We start from the raw sequence: 23,195 nt of genomic DNA, 5'->3' as shown, positions 1-23,195 counted from the left end.
ACGATTCCACATTTGAAGTGGTTGCGATTCTTTTCGGGGGGAAAAGAAAATGGACGCTCAACTAGAGTTTCTAAACGGGATGCGAGTCTGTGCGCAACTTGTCGTCAAGGTGTTCGCCGAAGAGTTCGGCGTTCACCTTGAACAGAACGCATTCGCTGTCGATCAGATCTCCAAATACATTGAAATTTTGCGGGAGATGTCGCCACTTTCACAAGAGGCAGAGGAGAACACGGTCACAACTTTGGGAGCGTTTGTAGGGGAGTGTATTCTCCACCAACTTGGGGGTGAATGGCGTCACACCAACGGTTGGTGGGGAATTTCTCTGCGTGAGGGGATCACTGCGTATCCGTTCGTTCAAGTACGATCGCAGCTTCATCAAGGAGCGGAACAGTCTGTTTTGAGATACTTCCTCTGTCTCGAATCATTGTGTAATCACTTCAGTGGCCCAGACGTTCTCGAAGGGCGTCGGCATCCTGGGGTGCTCAATCAGTTGATTGAAAACGAACTTTTGTTGTGGAACGCTGCCCATCAATCTGCCGATGGCACAGTGAATGCGGTCTTCGATGAAATCCGGCAACGTGCTCTCGTCCGGGAAGCGGTGTAGCCGCTGTCTCTTCGGATCGCGCCGGCGAATGCTGGAGGAAGCCTGCTCAAACCTTGTTTTCATCGCCTGCGGAACGTCATCTTGTCTTGAGCGTTACTACCGCTTACGTTGTTGGCGCCGCAGGGGTTTCCTCAGGCTTTGGTACAGGAGACCGGCTGACGAAAGCGGGATACGTTGCTGGGACCACTAATGTTGTCAACAGAGTCGCGGTGATCAATCCTCCGATAACGACAGTTGCCAACGGTCGTTGCATTTCCGCGCCGTCGCCATGAGAGAGTGCCATCGGCAAAAATCCAAAGGCCGCAACGAGTGCCGTCATTAACACTGGCCGGAGTCTGGAGATGGCGGTCTCCAGCGTGACCTCTCGAAGTGGCATTCCTTTCGCACGGAGGTTTTCCGCAGCGCTCACCCACACAAGTCCATTTAGGACCGCGACTCCGAACAGTGCGATGAATCCGACTCCGGCTGAAATACTGAATGGGAGTCCCCGTAGTGCAAGTGCGAAGACGCCGCCGGACGCTGCTACGGGGACTGCCAGGAAGATCAGCAATGCCAGTCGGATTGAATTGAAGGTCGTGTGCAGCAGAATGAAGATCAGAAGCAGAACAATCGGAGTGATAATCATCAATCGCAAGCTGGCTGACTGAAGGTTTTCAAAGTCGCCCCCCCAGCGGACTTCGTACCCACGAGGGATGTCGACTTGATTTCGAATCGCTGCCTGTGCTTCGGCAACGAAGCCTGCCACGTCACGACCACGAACGTTGGCCGCGATGTATGTTCGACGTCGACCGTCTTCATGCTCGACACTTGGCGGGGTCTCTTCAATCTTCACATCTGCGAGTTCGCCAAGCGGAATCGGCTTCCCTCCTGCTTCGGAAACGGGCAGTTGTCGTAGTAACTCGATGTTCCCCCGCCATTCTTCCGGCAGACGGACGAGGATCGGAAATCGCGCCCGTCCCTCGAAAATTTGCCCAACCTGATTCCCCCCGATTGCGGAAACGACATCCAGTACTTTCTGGGCACTGACGCCGTAACGAGCCAGCGCATCTTGACGTGGGAGTATTGTGAGTGTGGTCAGATTTCCCTGATAATCTGCCTTCACGTCGACGGCGCCGGGAATCCCCTTCAACACTCTCTCAATTTCCTTGGCTTTGCTTCCCAGGACTTCGAGTCGATCCCCATAGAGCAGCACAGCGACATCCGCCTTCACACCCGCCACGAGTTCATCGACTCGCATTTCAATTGGCTGAGTGAATCCGAAAGTGCACGCTGGGATCGCCTCGTTCAACGTTTCGGAAATCTCTTCGACGAGGAGTTCCCGATCATGGTGAGTGGGCCATTCATGAATCGGTTTCAGGATCACCCAGACGTCCGTCTGCTGCACGCCCATCACGTCGTTTGCAATTTCCGGACGGCCTGTTTTGCAGAAGACCGTTTTGACTTGAGGGAACTGTTTCAGGATTTTCTCAATGTCGGTTGAAAGACTGATTGACCCTTCGAGGGCTGCACTCGGTAATCGATTGACTTCAATCAGCAAGTCCCCTTCCTGAAGTTTGGGCATGAACTCTGCTCCCAATCGCGCGCCCACTGGAATACTGATTCCAAAAATGATGAGCGCAATGGCTGCGGTGATCCAAGGCGCCCTGATGGCCCTTGTTACGACGGGCCGATACACCCATTTGATCAGTCTTACTAGCCAAACATCTTTATCTTTGAGGTTTCTTGGAAGTGCCAGTGAAGCCATTGCAGGCATGAGCGTCATTGACAGTACGAGAGAACCTGCGAGCGCGAAGAGGATCGTCAATGCCATTGGGCGGAAGAGTTTTCCTTCCATTCCCTCGAGCATCAGAATCGGCAGGTAGACAACCGCAATAATGAGCTCTCCGAACAGTGTCGGTTTACGCACCTCAATGGCTGCATCGCGGATCACCTCAAGGCGAGGTTTGTTTTCAGTGTTATGAGACAGGCGATGAATACAGTTTTCCACCATAATCACTGATGAATCCACGATGAGCCCGAAGTCGATGGCCCCCAGACTCATGAGGCTCGCAGTGACGCCGAAGGTGTACATCATGTTCGTCGCGAACATCATTGACAGTGGAATTGCTAATGCAACGATCAGACCGGCGCGAAGGCTTCCCAGCATGATCAGCAAAACGATAATGACCAGCGTTCCCCCTTCCATCAGATTCGTGACAACGGTCTTCAGCGTTCGTCCAATCAAGGCCGCCCGGTCATAAATGATTTCAAGTTTGACTCCCTCTGGTAGCGTTGTGCGGATCTCGCCAATGCGCTCTTTGACCCGCTCGACCACCTCCCGCGAGTTCTCTCCGATCAACATCATGACCAAGCCGACGACAGCTTCACCGCGCGCATCCCGAGTGACAGCCCCCTGACGCACCAATGGAGCAATCGTGACTTCTGCCAGGTCACCAATTAAAATCGGAGTACCGGCTTCAGATCGCTTGATCACAATTTTTTGCAGGTCATCAATCCCTTCCATCAACGCTTGTCCGCGAATGAATCTTTGTTCGTCCAAGTGAACGAAATAACCTCCACCGGCAGTGGCGTTGTTTTCACCAATCGCTGCAAACAGCTCTTCCAGTGTTACACCGTAGCTGGAGAGTCGACTCGGATCGGGGCGAACCTCAAAGCTCTTGTAATAGCCTCCGTGGACATTGATCTCCGTGACACCGCGAACCGATCGAAGCTGCGGGGCGACTTCCCATTCAAGAATGGTGCGGAGTTCCATCGAGGTATAGGCGTCCCCTCGAACTTCGAACTGAAGAATTTCACCCAGTGCCGTCGTCAATGGGCCGAGCTGCGGTTGACCATAGCCATTCGGAATCTGTTCGGCGGCGGCGGGAATTCTCTCAGCGATGAGTTGCCGAGCCCAGTAAATATCGGTCCCTTCTTCGAACACGATTGTGACGACCGAGATTCCGAATTTGGAGACGCTTCGGATTTCCTGAACATTGGGCAGCCCTCCCATCGTCCATTCAACGGGGTAGGTGACGTAGCGTTCCACTTCCACCGGGGAGAGGGCTCCCGCCTCGGTGATGACAGTGACCTGAACGTTCGTCATGTCCGGGACAGCATCGATAGGGAGATGCAGGGCAGCGTTCATCCCTGCGGCAGCCATCAGCAGCGTGCCGATGATCACAAGGAACCGGTTTTTCAGAGAGAAGTCGATGATGTTGGCGAGCATTGGAAACCACTGAGGCTGGAGAAGTCGTCACGAAGCAGGGAAGGAAAAAGAGCAGAGTCGGGCTGAATGACACGTCGTGGCTCGTTCAGCGTTCAAATGACCTGACAGTCAGTTGGCTGCCAGAAAGTCAATCCGTCTCGATCACTCTTCTCTCTCCAGCAACATCTCAGATTTCAGTGAGAAGGCCCCTTTGGTGACGACTCGATCACCGACCGCGAGGCCCGATTGAATCTCCACCATGGTTCCTTGATGGATACCAGTTTTGACATCGACCCTTTCAAACTGGTCGTCCCCATCCGGACGAAATACAAAAGTCTGCCCCTGATGCTCAACGATCGCTGATTCGGGAATTGCGATTCCTTGACGCGGCTTCCCGATCGGGAGTTGTACCCAGACAAACTGCCCAGGGCGTAGCAATCCCGAATCATTCTGAACGCCGGCAACTAATGGAATCGCATTGGAAAGCGGATTGACTTCTCGTCCTACAAATTTCAGCGTGCAACTCAGCGTCTCTCCTGGAATTGCAGGAGAACTAAAGGAGAGGGTTTCGCCGGGGGCAAGTTGCAGTGCACTCCAGGCATTCTCACGAATATCAGCGGAGATCCAGAGGAACTTCGTGTTTGCAAGAATGAATAGCGTGTCTCCGACATCGATCCGTTCCAGTTTCGAATACGTACGAGACTCTACGGTTCCGGCGAATGGAGCTCGGATTTCCAGCAGCGAAAGTTCATCTTCGTTGATAGTCAGCGCGGATGTATCGACGATTCCAATCAGAGATTGAAGTTGCTGCTGGCTAATTTTGAGCCGTCGTTCTGAATCATCGAGTTGCAGTCTTGCCTCAGCTGCATCTTGTGTCGCTTCGAACAAAGATTGCTCGATGATTGAATCAAGTGCTGACCGAGATGAATCCCGCTCACTCATTCGTTCTTGCACCATTTTCCCGGAAAGGGCGCCGCCGCTTGTACTATCACTGACAGCACTCGCCAGTGATTCTGCAAGGCGGTAACGGGTGTAAGCTGTAAAAACCTGTTCCCGGTAACTTCCGAGCTTCAGCGACACGACCTTTTCAGAAAGTTGATTCGGAAGTTCGCGAGCTTTGATTCCTGAGACTAACGTCTTGAGTCCATCATGAATCGCTTCACGCCAAGCGTACTGCCTGGAAGCAAGTTCGAACTCAACCTGCCGTTTCCGAATATCAGCGCGGGCCGCTCCCACTTCCGGGCTGCTCATCACGGCCAGGACATCTCCGGCAGCGACCTGAGTCCCCGGGAGAACACGAACTTCTGCGATGACGCCCGCAGTAGGAGCTTTGATCGCAATATGGTTGGTATCGTCATACTGCACCCGGCCAGGGGCGGTGACGAATTCCTGAATCGCCTGATTCTGGAGCGTTGAGGTCTCGATTCCGGCTGCCTTCTGTTTCTGTTGAGATAACGCGAACCGCTGCGGAACAATTTCCACAGAGGCTTCGATTTCTTCAGAATGGTCCACATCCGGTTGGTGGTGGCATCCCGCGATCATGGTGAGGATCAGAACACATCCAACGAAATACGATGCTTGAGAGTTGAGAAGAGAATTCATGAGAACTGCCTGAATCGAAAGAGCTTCGAAACAAGGATGTCCTAACGCTGCATCACAGGCTTCTATTCAAACCTGAGTTGCGGGGATCATCCTGACCATCAACAAGCGGTGACGGGGCAATTAGCAGAGGGTGACGCCGTTCAGTGCGGACATCCCAGCGTGTAGAAAGAGCGACTCTCCAGACCACGAAAACCGTGGTGCTGGGATGTTCAGTTCGAGCAACGAACGTAAGCGATGCGTCGCGAAATCGACCTGGTCGTACAGTCGAGCTTCGGTCTGAACTGGATTGATTTGTGAGATCAACCTCGCGCTCCCGTTCGCTGAATCAATCACTCCGGTATCGGAGAGAGGATCCTGAATCGGGGCATCGTTTGGCTGGAGATCTCGATCAAATTTCTGCCACGGCAACAAAAGATGCAGGTGCCACGCAAGGCAGTCGCTGGTTGACTGGCCGCCGTGGTATGACTGCAAATGTTTCGCCAACCGCTCATTGCCGTTCCCTTGATTAGTGTGTGAATGAACACAGGGAACGGGACCGCGCCAAGAGGCAATGCAGACCAACACCACCAAAAACCGCGCGAACCGCGAGCCCGGTTGTGGGCGCAGAACTCGGCGAGGGAGGTGGTGTAACATGGAGTAAGTCGACGTTAGCGGTGGTAGGAAGAATAATTATTCTACTTCCCAGGGCTGCACGTCAATCTCATTGGCAGATTTTGAGCGTTCGCCGAGTTTAGGAATCCGCCGGACTCAACGGATTCTTGTCAACCTGCCTGTGAGTGTCGCTGAGGAGAGCGAGACGCTCCGGTGGAGAAAAATTCAGCGTTTCTTCCACGAGATTTTGTCGGCAGACTGTCCCTTGAGACAGGGGTTAGTTCTCTTGCTTCGAAAATCGTGGAGCGACCGGAACACGATGATTCCTGATTGCCATTTCGAGCATTTCGGACGCTGCCGATTGCAGCCGACCCTTGAGATGCGCTGATGTAATGGAATGACTGACTGCTGCTACCTGCAGTGCCGTTCCGAACTTCAGACGATCTTGCATCGAAATTATTTGCGGTCGATTGGTCACGTTTCCTCCCTGAATAGCGTGTACTGGGAGGTATCGTCGTCGAGGTGTGGTGAAACGAGAATTACGAGAACTGCTGGCACAGGCTGTACGACCCGACAAACCCGAATAGGTGTTTCGACGCAACCCGAAGATCGGCGGCGAATTCTATAGACTGTCTGTTTGTCGCGTCATTGCGGCGTAATGAGAAGGTTCGAAGCTTCCGCGGGCCGGGAACGATCGCTGTAGAAGATGGCGTGGGCTTTCAAGAGCCGAATGAGTTCCGCCGATCGTTCGCAACTTCCGGATTGTACCAGTTATTCCGGGCGGAGCGGATCGCTGTTACCTCTGATAAATCGGAAGGTACCGATACTCGACCGTGAGAGCCAGAATGGAGAGGCCGGTGGAATAAATTCGACCTGCCTGCTTCTCGCTTCCGTGGTTCGGTTGCCAGCTACCATCAGTATCCTGAAGTGGAAGAAGCGTGTCTGTGATGTGAATGTAATGCTTGTCTGCCACATCCCCTCCGACTTTGGAAACACCGACGCTGGTGTAGTACACCCCGTAATAGAAGTATGCCGACTTTTCGACGATGGGGTGCGATTTCAACCATTCCACACCTTTCAAGGTTTCGTCAGAATGATGGTCGCCGCAGACTTCCAGACACGTAATTCCGCAACCCGTCAAGGTCGGAGTCGGGCTGTTTCCGGGTTGATAACCGAAGCCATTCTCCTTTTGGTCGCTACACATCTTTACGTACTTGACCGCCAGATCTATCGCTTCCACTGGGACGTCGCAGCCAATGTCTTTTGCTCCCCGCAGCGCCATTACCTGCCAGCCAGTGACGCTTAAATCACTGTCGCGACTGTCGATCTGATAACGCCATCCACCTTGATGTCGATCGAATTTCTCAACGACCTGAGCTTCAAGGATGAGCAGAATTGCTCGTTCAAGCGCCCGTCGAACAATTACCGCGTCTGCTCCGTCCAGCATGCCGGAAACTTCCCCCAGCATCAGTGAACAGATCCCATGGTCGTACATTGGTCCGTGACTTTGGGCGTGGCGAATCAACATGCCATTGGGTTGTTGCTGTGAAACGACCCAGCGGACTCCACGGCTGATCTGCTCTCCATAGGGACCTTCCCCCGGCACATGACCAGCAGCCAGGAAGGACATGACTGCAATGGAAGTGATCGCGGTCGATTCCCCCCACGCTTCTGTAGACCATGATCCTGATTCGTTTTGACGCGCCGCGATGTACGCCAGTCCTCGCGCAACCGAATCATCAATTTCCCGCTGACGAGTCACTGAAATCTGCGCGACCGCATTTTGGTTGCACAGCAACAGCGCAGCAACAACTCCGCTGATGAACCAGTTGAACGTGAATTTGAATGAAGAGCAGGGCATTCAGTGGAACCTTAACAAAACTCGACGTTGTGTTGAGTGTACTGTTTCGGTCGAACCAATGCCTCTCCAGGCCAATTACTCCCTGACCTGTTCAAAAAGGAAAGTTCCTCGCTTGTTGCTGGTCACAATATCAAGAAGTCCATCTCCATTGATGTCAGCGACTTCGAATTGAGTTCCCACCCCACTGTCAGAATCGACGAGATGACGCGTCCACTTCGGGCCCTGTGGAGTCTTTTCAAATTCGTACCATGCAACGACAGGAGGCTGATCTTCACCAGGATCGTTTCCGCCGTGCGCCCACCAACGTCGACCGGTGACAAAATCTGGAAGCCCATCCCCGTTGATGTCTGCAAACTCGACGGCGTGCGTCTGCGAGAGCGTCTGATCGATCACATGAGTCTTCCAGCTCGACTCGGAATCCTCGTGACGAATTTGCTCATGCCACCAGATTCCGCTGCGATGAGCCGAGGTGGAGAGCACATCTGCATCGCCATCTCCATCAAAATCATAAACGTACATCTGTGCCGCAGGCTCGCCCAGTGGAGCATCATGGAACTCCCAGACAAGTGCCTGATTTTTCGCATTGGATGGCTGCTCCCACCACCCATTTGTGACGACGATGTCATTGAGTCCATCTCCATTGACGTCACCGATCCCCAGACCGTGAGAAAACATGTCGGCACTCGGTGCCCCTTCCGGGGAGATGGCCTTCATTTGCCAAGGACCTTGTGGGAAAGAAGTCCGAGACGAGATTGCCATGACTTTGTTGGCAATACCCGACAGCAAAGACCGCTCACCACTTCCGGTAATGTCGAGATAGCGAGGACTTTCGTTACTCGTGACGGGGATCATTAAATGCTCTTCCCAAGCCTTGTTAATGACTTGTCCGTCCCGTGTGCCCGGGTTTGCGTACCACCGGGTCGTCTGTGCAGGGAAACCGATCACGATGAGGTCCAACCATCCATCGCCGTTGAGATCGTCAGCGTAGTTCATGAAGGTGTTGCTATAACCTTTGGGGTCGAACTCGGCAGGCGATTCCAAAATTGAATGCTGCTTCCAGACTCCATCGCTTCCTTTGTCTGGATGCTCATACCAGACCGATCCTGACGCAATGTCCAAATCGCCATCATTGTCGAAATCTGCAATGCAGCATCCTTCAGAACGGAATACTCCATCGAGCACGGTTTTCTTCCATTTGATCTCGCCATCAACTGGGACGGAGACCGGCCAGGATTGCGGAGGTGCTCCAGCCGCTGCATGCGGCGGGAGCGCTTCGAGCAACTTGAGTTCAAGATTTCTAAAACGGATCTCCATTGGACCACCAGAATGAATCTGCAATCCAATCACCCCTTTGCGTGCCGCTTGAGGATCATTCACTTCTGCCGTTTTTTGACCGTTTAAATAAAGTTGAGTGCGGCTTCCAACAGTAACGATCTCGTAAACATTCCACTCTCCGTACCGAACAATGGAGTCGGAGTCGTTATTGACGAGCAGGCCACGGGCGCTCTCTTCATAAAGCTTGCCCCACCAGCCAGCCCCGATGTCAGCCTGATAGCCTCTCATTTCTCCATCCGGGAGCGGTTGGCTGCGGAACTGAATTCCGCTGTTCCCCTCGTTGGGGGTCAGTTTGACTTCGCATTTGAAGTGGAAATCCGATAACGAATATTCACTGACCAAAAACGCATTGTGCTTCAACCCACCCGATTTTCCGACAATCTCTCCGTTCTCAACTGTCCAAAGAGGGGCGTCGACTTCGCGAGTCGTCCTCCATCCGGTGAGGTCGGTTCCATTGAAAAAGTTAGCGACCGTATTGGAATCCGCCTGAACCGGTACTTGCATGGGGCTAGCGAGATAAGCGATCAGTGAACGGATTTCGACTGGACTGAGCTGATTCAATAGCCCATCCGGCATCATCGACTTTTCACTTTCCCGACGCTCTTCGATGGAATTAATCGGGACCGTCATCAGCTCAGTCGTCGTTTGCACCTGCAAAGTGTTGGCGTTCTCCTCTTTCAGGATACCAGTCAGAAGACGACCATCCTCTGTCGCGATGATGGTCGGTCGATATTCTTTCGCCATCACAGCGCTTGGGTCGACAATATTGGACAGTATATATTCCAGATTTGTCCTGTTCGAACCCGTAATATCAGGGCCGATCTGCGCACCGGTTCCGAAGAGCGTGTGGCATTGCTGGCATGTTTTTACAAAAACAGCACGCCCCAGTTCTGGCTGCGGTTCCGGACCATTCGGGTCTAGAATCAACGCTGTCAGTTGTTCCATCCGTGATTTTGTATCGGCATCGATTTCACGAACGGTTCCCCAGACCTTTTCCAGTCCCTCGGTCACTCCTGAATCGTTGAGGAAATGCAATTGCCGGATGAGGTCCGCCGAGAGGTCCGCTTTGGGGATACGATTTCCCTCGATCGCCTTCAACAAGATTCGCGCGTAACTTGCTCGACTCGCCAGCGTATTCCGGGCACTCAGCTTCTCTTGCGAGTTGAGCGACTTGTAACTTTCAACGATAGAATGAGCCAGTTCTGCCTGCTCCTGAACTGCGGCAGCGCGAATTGCATCTGCGCGCAGCGTTGTTCCCTGAAGCAAACGTGCAGCGATCTCCGGAACTTTGGGGGAGCGGTTGTCGATCAAAAAGGCCAGTGCCAGTTGTCGCTCTTTGGGGGGGCCAGCTTCATCCACGATCACCGCTTCCAGTTTGTTTGAAGCCGCTTGATCACCAACTCGAGAGCCGATCCCCAGCGCATATAGGTACACATCGAAATTGCGAGACGTTTGGTCCGAAGTGCTGAGGGAGTCGTAAATGGCTCCCCAACTTTCAGGAAGCTGAACGTCTCCACCCCCGATCATTGCGCCGCGGATCCCCTTCAGGAAGGTGAGTCGAACTTCATCGGTCGTTGCATCCTTCAGACCTGCGATGAGGAGTGCCAGCGCGCTGTTCGAATCTTCGCTTCCGAGTCTGCGAATCATCTTCTCTCGAAGTGCTGGGAAGGATTCTCCCGCGGTCATACCGAGGGCCAATGCTCGTTCCGGATTCGCACTGGCGAGCGGCTCCATTGCGTACCAGAGCAGCAACGGGATGTTGTGATCTGACGCATCTTCGCTGTGGACAACCAATTTTTCCAGGATCGCCCATCGGTCTTCGAACGGGAGTTCACAACAGACAGAGGCCAGTGCCAAACGTACGATGGGGGAAGGACTCGTTGTTGCCAGTTGACCAAATGTTTCAAGAATCGTCTTCGATATCGGATGGTTCTCTGACCGCTCGCCGACAAGCCGGATTCCCCATGCGACAACATGTGGATGATCCGATTGCAGCAGTCCTCTGATTTGCTGGTCTGAGAGCTTGTCGATCATTCCAAGAATGTTCGCGAGCCAGAGCTTGCGTAATGCTGATTTTGGCTCCTGGCCAAGAGATCCCGGTTGAAAAGTCCAGTCGATCGAAGCTCCAGAAGCGGCCCTCTCATGCAGAATTCGTCGTGCATGTCGTGCGTACCACTCGTTCGGTGCAGTCAGGGCGTGTTCAATCAATTCCTGGTCTGAGTGTGACTTCATATCGACTCGGACGGGCTTCGCATTTTGGTACGAGACCCGATAGATCCGGCCATTAGTGCGGTCGTGTACCGCTTCTTCGTTGCGGTGGCATTGTTCCTGATCGTACCAATCGATCATCCAGACCTGCCCATCGGGTCCATACTGTAGGTCGATCATTTGTGACCACTTGTCACCAGTCAGCAGAAAGTCCGGGTATCGGTCCCCCGCATAACCCGAACCTTCGGGAATGAGTTGGTCGATGTTCACCCGGTTTCCGTGAATATTGTGCATGAAGAGTTTCCCATTGAACTCTTCCGGCCAGGCTCCCCCCTGATAAATCATTGCGCCAGCGTGTGCGTGACCCCCGCCAAGTTTGTCGGAAGAGTGCTGGTCAGACTGGTTCCACTGGTTTCCTGTGTAGTGGCGGTGTCTTGCAACAGTCTGGAGGTCCTCGTAAGTGTGAGGATTAAAGTGATTCCCGGCCTGTCGCTGATACCGTCCGTTTGGGATGACGTAATACAAGTGGGGGATGACACAGGCTGTGATGAATGCATCTCCCGTCGCGTTGAAATCGATCCCCCAGGGATTGCTTGTTCCCTCTGCGAAGATCTCGAATTTCTTCGTGACCGGATGGAATCGCCAGACAGCGGCATTCAGAGGGATTCGATTTTCGTCAGGCGTCCCCGGAGGGCCTGCTTTGGAGTGCGTAAAGACACCGTGACAGCCGTAGAGCCAACCGTCCGGTCCCCATTCAAATCCGTTGAGTGTCTCGTGTGTGTCCTGCCAGCCGAATCCGTCCAGCAGCACTTCAACGCCATTCGGGATGTCCTTCGAAAACTGAAGATGCGGGGCGACTGCAACGACTTCTGCCCCCTCTTCGAGTCCATCGGGAATGTCATTCTGGTTACGATCGGGAATGAACAGCAAGTAAGGAGCGGCCCCGACGTAAACTCCGCCAAAACCAATCTCGAATCCACTGATCAGATTCAACCCTTCAATGAAGACTGTCCGTTTATCAAGGATTCCGTCCAGATCGGTGTCTTCGAAAATCAGGATCCGGTCTTTCGCGGTTCCCTCGTCGTCCCGCTGAGGATAAGCATACGCTTCAGCAACCCAGACTCGTCCCTTGTCGTCAATTGCCATTGCGATGGGCTGGCGGATTTCCGGCTCAGATGCTGCACATTGAACTTGGAATCCAGAAGGGACCTGCATCACAGAGGCCGCGGTATTTCCGTCCAGATTCTGATGAGGATAGATTTCGACAGCGATCGTCTTTGAAAGGGTTGGCACGACGTTTTCGAACTTGGGGCGTTTGTCGTGAAATCGAAAATCATCGAAATTCACATGTCCCCACCCGCCAGTTTCCCCATCAACGACACGGATAAAGATCTTTTTTCCCTGCTGTTGATTGAGGTGGAACACGAAGGGGCGCATCTCTTCGCGATTACTCCCTCTCGCAGTCAAGATGACCTCATTTGTGTCATCGCGAACCAGTTCGACGCGGGTATTCGGAAGACTCCCTCCACCGATCAGGAAGCTGCACCACGGGGCGTCTACGAGAAAGCTGGCGCTTTTTAATGTTCCGGTCGGAACGTCTTCCAAAAACTCATAACCGCCTAGCCAATAATCACCGGTGTGATCGCTCTTAAGTCCAGCACCGTATTTCCTGTTCTGGTCGATTTCACCACGATGCGGCTGCTTGGCCCAGGCTTCTCCCTCCGCTGTCCAGTCGGTGAGATCGCCCGTTTCGAAATCAAGGTTCAAAAACCGCCCGGAGTCATCTTTCGGGAGCCGGCCGGGATCCCCTTCCGGCACGTTGATTCCCTGAGCAAACAGCGGCGAAAATAGGAACAAAGTCGAGGTGAAGACGCTATAGCAAATGATCTTTGGTGAGCGCGACATAAGGGGCCTTCACTGAGGAATCACAGCTTCGAGAAATTAAGCGGGGGGGCGACGAGAGAAGAGAAACGAGAAGTCCCTTCCCCGTGAGCTGTATTTGAATCCATGGGCAGCTATGGATGCAATCGTCTGAGTCAAGATTTTTGTCAGGACACGGTCACCTGAAATCGCAGCTCATTCATTCCGATGGCTCACGGAATTCTTGCGTGAGCAGGCGCATGTGAAGACTGACTGCGAATGGTGATAATTGTGGCTAAGCAGCTCGTGCGTTCACACTCTTCGATGAGAACACGACATTCAGTCGCGATTCGAGAGGTTCATCAATACGCCCGCGGCGGCGGAAATTCAGGCGTGCCCCGTAGACGTGCAGGAGGTCGATCTCAACGACGATATCCCCGTCAGAGACAGATTCGCAGTACCCGTCTGGGATGCAGGAGAAGAACGGTACAAACGGAAAGTGGAAGTAGCCGTGACGTTGACCGGATGCCAGCTGAATGACAATGGAACCTTCGAGTCGATCTTCGTTGTCTCCAAGGTGCCGCGACCAGGTTTGAACTGAATCTTCGTCATCAATTTCCCCATCGATCAATTCACCTTCGATGTCATCTTCATCGGCATCATCGAGCTCAGTATGAAGTTGGATGGCAGGGTGTGGATGAGGGGCGGTGGAGGCACCAGATTCAATGGAAACTGATTGGGGCATCCGCGAGACCGGCACGACGAGATCGTCTCTGACCGGGGTTAGGGATTCCTCGAGAGTAGAAATGCACACAAAGCCGATTCCCATCGCAGCGACCACGGACCAGCAGAGTGCATTGCCGACGGATTGTGAAGAGGGGCCGCATAACGCCACGACAAAAGAGACGAGAAACGTAGTGGCTACAAAAAGGGGCCAGCTTTGCTGAAATCGATCGCGTGGAAGAAACAGCCAAAGACAGACGACGAGCAAACTGGCAGAGCCCCCGACTAGTGCTGTCGGTCCGTTTGAAAGGCTCGCAAGGTGCACTAATCCCCCCACGACTCCCGTGGAAAGGAGCAACAGGGTGACGATCGGATGACAACGCTGAAAACGAGCCACATTCCATCCGTGGAATCGGGGACATGAAAACGATGACGTGTTTGGCAGCAAAATTCCGCTGCCGGACTCAGATCGCTGAACTATGGCGAAATTTGCAAAACAGGGCAATCTCTGATTTCGAGTCGATTCTGTCGCGAGAACGGCACATCATTTCGCGATTCAAATGAAAAATCCGGACGGTTGAACTCCCGTCCGGATCCGAAATTTGAATTGTCGACTCAGTGAAATTAAGGAGCGATCACACCCGGGACCGCTGCACAACTTCCAGATGCTGAACCGCCTCCAGCCCCACCTCCGTAACCATATCCGCCGTAGACGCCCCCTTCAGCCTGTGCGCCCGCACAAGCAATTTGGCATCCCCATGCATCACAGGTATCAGCGAAGTCGTGGAAAGCAGACCCATTTGTGGCTGACTTCATCCAGCCGCCCCATTTTCTTGCTCGAAAACCACTATAGAAGTACGACTGATTCAGCGAGCCGATCGCGTGTGCCACGTCATTCATTTCTTCGACGACAGCGTGTTGGACCTGACTCAGGCCAACAATCATTCCGAGGACTAGCAGTGTCGCAATCAAAACAAGTTCGGCAGAGACAATGAAGCCCGTTTCATCCCGGAGAAGCATTTGCAGCGGTTTCATGGCATGGATTCCTGATATGAAAAGATTTTGATCGCTGCGTCAGTTGAAGTCCGAGCCGGTTTCCCGTGAGACGATGGGAAAGGAGGCTGGCTTGCGAAATTGGCTTTGGAGGCGATCAAAACTCCCAGCCTGTTATTGCGGTCACCGGGTGCTGCCCGCTTCACCCGGTGAAAGAACGACAACGAGATCGCAAAAGACGGCGTTCTGCTGCGTTGTTTCAGGTCCAACCGACCGATGTTGCGCCAGCGGTCGGTTGGATCGATCCCCCATCACAGGGATTCCGGAACGCGAATTCACTTGGGATCAGCAAGTGTTGGATGAACCCGCAAAGGGTTCTTCGCCTCCGGAGCTTCTTGTATCGATAGATCTGCTGTAATCAGCGGATTTGTTTTGATCAGTATTTTCCAACTGATCAAAAGAATCCGCACAATCGATACCAATTCACACGGCGACATTTTGTGCCCGCCCCTGTTAATTGCTGTAAGTGCCGAATAGCGAGTGGGATGAGTCGAGATGGATCAGTTTCGTCGGAAGAGATTGATTAGAATATTCCGGTTGTAGTGGTTGGTGGGGTTAGCGATTTGTTAATGAATGCGCCAATTGTGCTGATCAAGTCGATGGTCGCGATTGAGTGAAATTCCCCGATTAAGACGATTGTTGTTGGAATTGATGGCAGTGAAATGGCACTCGAGTTCGAACCGATTCGATTTCCGAAGTAGCGGCGTCAGTTTGAAAGATTCGCTGCCTGTAGATGAACTGGGTTTAGACGGTGACGTGATGCGCACAGTCAGAATGACACCGTTCAACCTTGAGCTGAAACCAGAGGAAGCAGGTCTGTGTTCAGTACTTGAGGTGTCTACAGATTCGATTCATATCGCTGCCGGCGAAGTCAAGGGAGGGGATGAACCGCCTCGACGCAGGAAGCAGGCGAGACCCCTTGCATAATCGAAATCATTGCAGTAACCTGTTATCTCCCCATTCTCTCCGTCAATCTGGAGAGAAGGGCGAAGATGAGGTCAATCAGCAAGTGCTGAAGCTTCTTGTGGAACGGATGAAGCGGTGTCGCTTTACCGCAGGCATGTCTGCCTGACCACTCTCCATCTCAACAGTGGGGATGAAGTTACCGTCAGAGTTTTCGTCTCGGCAGAAACGCTCACCGTTATCAAATCGGGTTGGGTTGCCGCGATGACCGGAAATTGAAAGTGCAGGGAAATGGGAGTTAAGAAAACAGGTAAGGGACGTCGTAAACTGGGTCGTAAGAAGCGTCGTATGCGAGCCAAGATTCGACATCGTAAGGGCTAATCGCCACTTGGAATTCGTCGGGATCGAGGCATCGCCCATCTCGCAGTTTCAAATCCCTTGCTGTTTTCAGATCGCTTCTTAGTGACGATCTGTCTCGCTCTGCACGTCTAATGGCACACTTTTTTGATGTGTCATTAGACGTTTGCGTTTTTCTGCTCAGGTCGAATGCTTTTGGGGCAGTTGCTTTGAAACTCTGGTGCCCCGCTTGGGTGTAGTCAGTGAACTCTGCATCAACTTACGCTGAACGCGACTGCTGCGAATGTCCATCGTAAGAGAGCGCGATTGGCTTGTCCCCGACGAATGTTGCGATGTGGACTGGCCGTCCCCAAATCATGTGCAGGTTTTTCAGAGTCGCCTGCGCGTAGTCCTGCTTCAGTTCGATTCCCTGATAATCATGCTGCAGGTAAAGCTCTCCACGGTTCGAATAGTTGCCGTCTTTGACGTAAATAAACGGTCTACCGTGATTTGTCAGGCTGGTGAGTAGCTGTTGTTTGATCGCTCTAAACTCTCGCGATGCCACTTCGTAGTCCCCGCTGCTCTCGTTGTAAGCGAAGGAGAACATCTTGTGTTTCCTGCAGAAATCTTCTGTTAAAAACGAGTCGATGAACGTGAGATCATTGTGGATCCGGCGAACCTCGAAGATCTTTTCTCGCCCCAAGCCCGCTTGGGTATCCCAGCGTTTTTTCCGCTCTTCGTTTTCGCACTCCTCCCACTCGCGACCGAACTGCCCTCGATTCCATCGCGACTCAATGTCTCGAAACAACTCAATGCCCACTTTGTAGGGGTTGAGTCGCTGGGGGCTCATGGCCATTGTTCCAGAGTGGTGGTCTGCGTAGTCCACCACTTCCGAGTCCGTCAGTCCATGTTTGGTCATGATGGTGGAATGCCAATAACTGGCCCATCCTTCGTTCATGATTTTCGTCTGGCCCTGTGGAGCAAAGTAATAAGCTTCGTCACGGATCATCGCGAGGATGTCGTGTTGCCAGGTTCTGAGAGGAGCATGTTCCAGTAAGAACAGAAGAACGTCGCGTTGTGGCTTTTCCGGGAAGGATCTGGCGGCGTCGCGGGCCTCCTGTTGGGATCGTCGCTGTTCCTGCTCGCGTCGGAGGACATCTGGAGGATTGATGTATGGGTCCATGTACGACTTTGATGAAAATCTCCCTTGAGATTCTCGATCATGTCCTGTTTCCTCTTCACTGTTTTCGGAAGGCTTGGGTTGAACAGGCATTCGGTCCAGTGGTGACCGGCGAATGAAGGGAGAGAGTGGATCGATCAGATTTTCCAGAGAAAGACAGGCGTCGATAAACGTTTCAACCTGCTCGTAACCAACACGATCGATGTACCGTGTCACGTGGGCGGCGTGGTTGGCCATCTGGTCGAGCATCTTGCGATTTGTCTGGGAGAACCACGCATTGTTTTTGAAGAAATCGCAGTGACCGTAGACGTGAGCGATGACCAGTTTCTGATCGGCAAGGGCGTTAGCCGATAGCAGGTAGGCGTAGCAGGGATCGGTATTGATCACCATCTCATAGATTTTAGAGAGACCATACGAATAGCTCTTCAGAAGTTCATCGTATTCCGCGCCGAATCTCCAGTGCGGGTAACGGATCGGAAACCCTCCATACGCAGCGAACATACTCAACTCTTCATAGTCGAGCATTTCGAAAATGGTCTCGAAGAAGTCGAGACCATAGCCCGCAGCGATTTCCTCCATCTGCATCTGGATGTCCTGAATTTCAGGGGGCAGTGCGCGATGTGTCGTAACCGGCATGAGAACTCCTGACTCGCGAATTCAGCGAACCGCTTTCACTCAGGAGAAACGACGGTCAGGCGATTGTGTGACTAATCAACCAGTTCCGTCGATGAAGCGTCTCTGAGAGTGAAGTTCACTATCCAAAGAACAGACTTGCCTGCGGAATTCTACGACAAGTCGTGGACAGTCCATAGAGGAGTTTTTGAGAAGGTGGGGAAATCAGTTCAATTCGATTTGCTCAAGGAAGTCTCAGCAGTTGTTTCTCGGATGCTGTAAGGGCTCCGGTTGTGGCTGGCGTTCGCGACGATGAGCTCTGCGAGAATTCCGACCGACATGGCCTGCGCCCCGAGCAATTGGGCAGCGACGGAATAGATCAGGAGCGGTCGAGAAACAATTGGGTGAGTCGGCCAGAAATGAAACACATTCATCAACACCCACGATCCTGCCAGGTATGTCAGGCCGAGCGATCCGAGGGCGAAGAACGCCAATCCGAGTCCCCCAAACATGTGGAGCGGTCGATGGGCGAAGGTCGTGAGAAATGAAACAGTGAGCAGATCCAGAAACCCTCTGAGAAACCGTTTGAATCCATACTTCGAGTGCCCAAATTGGCGACTGCGGTGGTTCACCGGAACTTCCCCGATGCGGAATCCCCTCGAGGCAGCGAGTACCGGAATAAACCGGTGCAGCTCCCCGTACAGTCTCAATTCCCTGGCGACTTCCGACCGAAACAGTTTGATCCCGCAGTTGTGGTCACTAAGGGGCACGCCGGTCATTCGGCTGACCATCCAATTGAATACTTTGCTCGGATAAACTTTATGCCACGGATCGAGGCGACGCTGCTTCCAGCCGTTGACGACATCGAACCCTTCGTGCAGTTTTTGAATAAATTGTGGGATTTCCGCAGGGTCGTCCTGCAGGTCCGCATCCATCATCATCATCAACTCGCCTCGGGCCTCTTTTAACCCGGCAGTCAGGGCGGATGCCTTACCGAAGTTTCTCCGGAAGCGGATGCCTCGGACTTGTTGGTCAGCCCGCGAAATTGTTTCGATCTCGCTCCATGAACTATCAGTCGAGCCGTCATCGACAAAGATGACTTCAATCTCGAGTTTCGATTCAGCTCCCAACTGTCGGATCTGACGATGTAGCTCCTGCAGGCTTTCCTCTTCGTTGAATACAGGGATGACGATGGAAAGCATAGTTCAAGTCGGTCAGGAGTGAGGTTTTTGAATGACGGGTTGGAGAATGTCTACTGCTGGAAAGGATAGCTGGAATCACTGCAGTGAAGAAAGGATGGTGGGCAAATTCGGCGAGCACCGGTTGGAATGCATGATCAACTAACAACGCCTCAGGGCAAATCAATGCATCATCTGATGCTTCGCAGGAATCTTCATTCATTTCCCGATGTTGAAGTCGACAGCCCCCTCATCGGGCGAACATAATTGAGTTCGCGAACTCCCTTTGAATTTGACTGAAGTCCTCGACCATGATTTACCCTCCTCAAGAACTCCTCCCACAGACTTGCCGAGAGATTCAGAAAGGGATTGATTCTGGCCTGCACTTGGGAATGGAAGTCTACATTTCTAAAAATTTTCAGACGGTTGCTCAGTTTGCGTGGGGTGAGGATCAGCCAGGGCAATCGCTCACACCCGATATCATTCTCCCGTGGTTCAGCGCAGGAAAGCCGATTACCGCTGCCGCGATCATGCAGCGTGTGGAGAAGGGAATTCTGCAACTGGATCGACCCGTCGCGGATGTCATTCCGGAATTCGCAGCGGCCGGAAAAGAGGCCATCACACTCGAAGACTTGCTGATGCACACCGCGGGTCTTAAGCCAATCGCCACCGGATGGCCGCAGAAATCGTGGGATGAGATTGTTCAGAAAATCTGTCAATCACCACAAAAACGAGATCGAGGCGAAGGGATTACCGCTGGTTACGATCCAGCACGCAGTTGGTTTATTCTCGGAGAGATCTTACAGCGGGTCGACCCTCAAGGTCGCCGTATCGAGTGCATTGTCTTGGAAGACATTCTTCAGCCGCTTGGCATGAATGAAAGTTGGATGGCAATTTCCGAGCACGACTTTTACCAGGCTTTACCCATGCTGGGGACGATTTACACATCAAAAGGCGGGGTGCTGACTCCAGTCCCGAGAATGACTCCGGAGTATTGTGTGCACCCCAACCCGGGCGGGGGAATGCGAGGGCCGATTCGCGAACTTGGACTCTTTTACGAAATGTTGCTTCGCGAAGGAGAATCGGCGGAGGGACAGGAAATTCTTGCTCCGGAAACTGTTGCGATGATGACCTATCGTCAACGCGATGGCGAGTTTGATGCTACTTTTCAGCATACTGTCGATTTCGGACTTGGACTGATTATCAACTCCAATCGATATGGGGCTGACACCATTCCCTACGGATTCGGGCGGTACGCCTCAGAGAGTTCTTTCGGCCACGGGGGATCGCAATCCTCAATCGGTTTTGCAGATCCTGAAGCGAGACTGGTCGTCACGGCTATTGCGAATGGGATGCCCGGAGATGATGTTCACAATGCCCGGTTCCGCGATTTTAATTCGGCAATCTATGAAGACCTTGGACTTGTCTGATTTTGGCTGAGTCGACATGTCGTAACAGTGGTGAAACGCTAACAGACATCAGTCGCTGCCAAATCGATGCGAGCTTGGGAGTTGAATCGCTCTCTTCGTCTGACATAGATTTTTCGCAACATACAAAATCGAATTTTTGGAGTCGACCGCGTTGTTGGAATTTGTGAGTGACATTCCAGTCCCTGTGTTGATTGCGGTCCTCGGTGCGCTGACTGGAATCTTCACTTTCTGGGGGACTCGAAGGGCGATGCGGGATCTTGAGCTTCCTGCAGGCCGTTGGCCGACAACGTTCGGCATTCTCGGGTTGTTCGTCGGAGCGTTGTTCGTGTGGTGCAGTCTTGCCTTGGGAACGCTCAGCACGCCTGAGGTCATCCCGGCAGAAGGATGGCGACAACTTCGAGTGATCTACTATCTCTCGATGATCACGCTCTTGCTAATCATCACCGCAACGGACCTCCGCACCTACTTCATTCTCGACTGGTGTTGGTGGATCGGGGGAGCCATTGCGATTATTGGCGCGGCAGTCTCTGGACAGTTTCAATTGGCCCATGTCTGGGTCGATTGGAATGCGGAAATTCCGCAACTTCGCGGTCCCGATATTCCAGCATGGCTGGCGTCTTATCCTCAGCTTCACGGGGTGGCGTGGAGTTTGGCTGGACTGGCGGTTGGAGTGATCAGCACCTGGCTCATTCGCTGGATTGGATCTGCAATTCTGGGAATGAATGCACTCGGCTCCGGAGATGTCCTGCTGATGGGAATGGTCGGGGCATATATGGGATGGCAACCGACAGTTGTCGCTGTGCTGCTCGCTCCACTTCTCGCAATCGGCATCGGCGGGTTCGAACGACTGCGCGGAAATCGGGCTGCTCTTCCCTACGGACCTTTTCTCGCTTTTGCTTCGATGATCGTGCTTTTCAGCTGGCGATTCATCTGGATGGCAGAATTCGGAATGACTGCGAGCGACACTCGAGATCGCGCCGCTTCATTTGCGGTGCGTCGGTTCTTCGGAGATCCGATATCCATGCTGATCATCGCAGGACTGTCGTTGGGACTGTTTGTCGCGTTGCTCAGCGTGATCCGAGTTTTCAAATCCATTCAGTTGAACAAATCCGAATCCTGACAGATTGTTCGTGCTCGCCAGGTCAAGATGCGTCGAATTTTCCTGCAGCCGATGTCACCTATTGCGGATTGATTTTGACGCACACAACCTGACCGACCGCATTGCGGGCGATGAGGGTGCCATCCTGATAGACAGGAGGGGTCCAGCATTTTCCTGTGAGGATCGGGAACTTGGCGACGAGTTGGTGTTCCTTGGAGTTCACTTCGATGATCGCCAGTTCTCCCCCTTCAGAGAGAAGAAAGAGTTGCTGTCCAACGGCAATCATGGAGCAGGACCCGTACCCGTCCTGAGTCCAGGTTGGTTTCCCGGTCGATACGTCAACACAGACGAGTTTGCACTCCTGCCCGGCGTCACCATCATTGCTGTAAATAAACCCGTCGACCAACACCCCGGGGGACATCTGACAGCGGAGGCTACGACTTCGCCAGACTTCGTCCGCTCCATTCGCTTTGATGTTCAGCAGCGAGGCCCCCTTTGCATATCCGGATGTCAGAACCACCTGAGTTGGGGAAACGACCAAAGGATCGGCGGCATTGATTCCGTAACGCGTAATCCAGGGATGAGACCAGGAAAGTTCACCTGTCGCAGGATCGACAGCCTTCAATGATTTTTCAGATTCGATCAGCAACAGTTCTGCGTTCTCAGTCTTCATCAGAATCGGAGAGGTGTAGCCCGCAAGTTCAGAGGTGTCCGACTTCCAGACGACTTCCCCATTTTCCTTTTTCAGACACAGCCCGTGACTTCCGACATTGAAAATGACGGTGTCGTGATGGGCAAGTGGAGAACCTGTAAAGCCCCAGGCTGGGACGTGATCACGAACTTCCTCCGGAACCTGTGTATGCCATCGGACCTCGCCAGACCCAATCTCAAGGCAGAAAATCTCCCCCTTGCGGCTGATGACAAATACAGAATCTCCTGAAACGGTCGGTGTTGCAGTCGGTCCTCCTTCGAAGAGATTCGGATCGAGCGGGGCAGGGTACGAGTGCTTCCACAGAGCTGACCCGTCGGCGCGACTCAGACAGAAAATCGTGTCTTCATCATCAACGTTCCCGCTTGTCACGACTCGATCACCTGAGATCGCGATGGAGGAAAACCCGGTCCCGACTTCCGCTGACCACAGTTCCTCAATTGACGCATCATTCGTAACGGCCGTCGCTGCAGCCACTTTTCCGTCCCGGTTCGGCCCGCGCCACTGTGACCAATCGTTCGCAGTCGCTGTTGTTCCCAAAACGGCCAATACAGCGATTAACTTGGCGAAGTTTGTCAGAGTCATCATGAGGTTGCCTCGACTTGGGGAATCGGTCCTACTTTCGACACCGCGATGAAAGTTCATAACAGATCAGTCTAGGAATCAGTCTACGAAAATCTGATTATGTCGGTTCTTGGCCAGAAAATCGATCCACCGAACATCG

The 23,195-nt window shown here is 53.0% G+C and carries 13 protein-coding genes; 3 read left to right on the top strand and 10 right to left on the bottom strand.

The genetic code is table 11. From position 1 onward, the window contains the following. Window positions 1-49: 49 nt before the first annotated feature. Window positions 50-604 (top strand): hypothetical protein, encoded by a 555-nt coding sequence (locus SH668x_RS12545; protein WP_437185405.1) that lies wholly within the window; start codon window positions 50-52, stop codon window positions 602-604. Window positions 605-707: 103 nt separating this feature from the next. Here SH668x_RS12545 and SH668x_RS12540 read toward each other — a convergent pair whose 3' ends face one another. The 9 genes from SH668x_RS12540 to SH668x_RS12500 all read right to left on the bottom strand — a co-directional run bounded on the left by SH668x_RS12540 (window position 708) and on the right by SH668x_RS12500 (window position 19,257). Then, window positions 708-3,812 carry an efflux RND transporter permease subunit gene (locus SH668x_RS12540; protein ID WP_437185404.1) on the bottom strand — a complete coding sequence of 1,035 codons (3,105 nt, stop codon included), beginning with the start codon at window positions 3,810-3,812 and terminating at the stop codon, window positions 708-710. Between the two features lie 141 nt (window positions 3,813-3,953). Then, on the bottom strand, window positions 3,954-5,393 hold the full coding sequence (locus SH668x_RS12535; protein WP_437185403.1) for an efflux RND transporter periplasmic adaptor subunit: 1,440 nt from the start codon (window positions 5,391-5,393) through the stop codon (window positions 3,954-3,956). 120 nt (window positions 5,394-5,513) lie between these two features. Beyond that, window positions 5,514-5,876: a hypothetical protein gene (locus SH668x_RS12530; RefSeq protein WP_437185402.1), complete on the bottom strand. Its 363-nt coding sequence runs from the start codon at window positions 5,874-5,876 to the stop codon at window positions 5,514-5,516. Between the two features lie 904 nt (window positions 5,877-6,780). Continuing rightward, window positions 6,781-7,845 (bottom strand): prenyltransferase/squalene oxidase repeat-containing protein, encoded by a 1,065-nt coding sequence (locus SH668x_RS12525; protein ID WP_437185401.1) that lies wholly within the window; start codon window positions 7,843-7,845, stop codon window positions 6,781-6,783. 75 nt (window positions 7,846-7,920) lie between these two features. Then, a complete protein-coding gene (locus SH668x_RS12520) occupies window positions 7,921-13,293 on the bottom strand; it encodes a PVC-type heme-binding CxxCH protein (RefSeq protein ID WP_437185400.1) in 5,373 nt (1,790 codons plus the stop codon). A 250-nt stretch (window positions 13,294-13,543) separates the two neighbouring features. Then, entirely contained in the window at window positions 13,544-14,368 is an 825-nt protein-coding gene (locus SH668x_RS12515) for a hypothetical protein (protein ID WP_437185399.1), read from the bottom strand. A gap of 227 nt (window positions 14,369-14,595) precedes the next feature. Then, window positions 14,596-15,006 (bottom strand): hypothetical protein, encoded by a 411-nt coding sequence (locus tag SH668x_RS12510; protein WP_437185398.1) that lies wholly within the window; start codon window positions 15,004-15,006, stop codon window positions 14,596-14,598. A 1,537-nt stretch (window positions 15,007-16,543) separates the two neighbouring features. Beyond that, window positions 16,544-18,079 carry a SpoVR family protein gene (locus SH668x_RS12505; protein WP_437185397.1) on the bottom strand — a complete coding sequence of 512 codons (1,536 nt, stop codon included), beginning with the start codon at window positions 18,077-18,079 and terminating at the stop codon, window positions 16,544-16,546. A 206-nt stretch (window positions 18,080-18,285) separates the two neighbouring features. Further along, window positions 18,286-19,257 carry a glycosyltransferase family 2 protein gene (locus tag SH668x_RS12500; RefSeq protein WP_437185396.1) on the bottom strand — a complete coding sequence of 324 codons (972 nt, stop codon included), beginning with the start codon at window positions 19,255-19,257 and terminating at the stop codon, window positions 18,286-18,288. 287 nt (window positions 19,258-19,544) lie between these two features. On the opposite strand from SH668x_RS12500, the gene SH668x_RS12495 reads away from it, so the two are divergent. Together SH668x_RS12495 and SH668x_RS12490 are read left to right on the top strand one after the other, a co-directional pair. Continuing rightward, window positions 19,545-20,663 carry a serine hydrolase domain-containing protein gene (locus SH668x_RS12495; protein ID WP_437185395.1) on the top strand — a complete coding sequence of 373 codons (1,119 nt, stop codon included), beginning with the start codon at window positions 19,545-19,547 and terminating at the stop codon, window positions 20,661-20,663. Window positions 20,664-20,814: 151 nt separating this feature from the next. Continuing rightward, window positions 20,815-21,783, top strand: coding sequence for a prepilin peptidase (locus SH668x_RS12490; protein WP_437185394.1), 969 nt, complete (start codon window positions 20,815-20,817; stop codon window positions 21,781-21,783). Window positions 21,784-21,841: 58 nt separating this feature from the next. On the opposite strand, the gene SH668x_RS12485 is transcribed toward SH668x_RS12490, so the two are convergent. Next, complete coding sequence (locus tag SH668x_RS12485; protein WP_437185393.1) at window positions 21,842-23,059, bottom strand: PQQ-binding-like beta-propeller repeat protein; 1,218 nt, start codon at window positions 23,057-23,059, stop codon at window positions 21,842-21,844. Between the last annotated feature and the right edge of the window lie 136 nt (window positions 23,060-23,195).

The organism is Planctomicrobium mucosum, from assembly GCF_051466335.1.
Lineage (GTDB): Bacteria > Planctomycetota > Planctomycetia > Planctomycetales > Planctomycetaceae > Planctomicrobium.
This window is presented reverse-complemented; position numbering and strand designations above follow the sequence as displayed.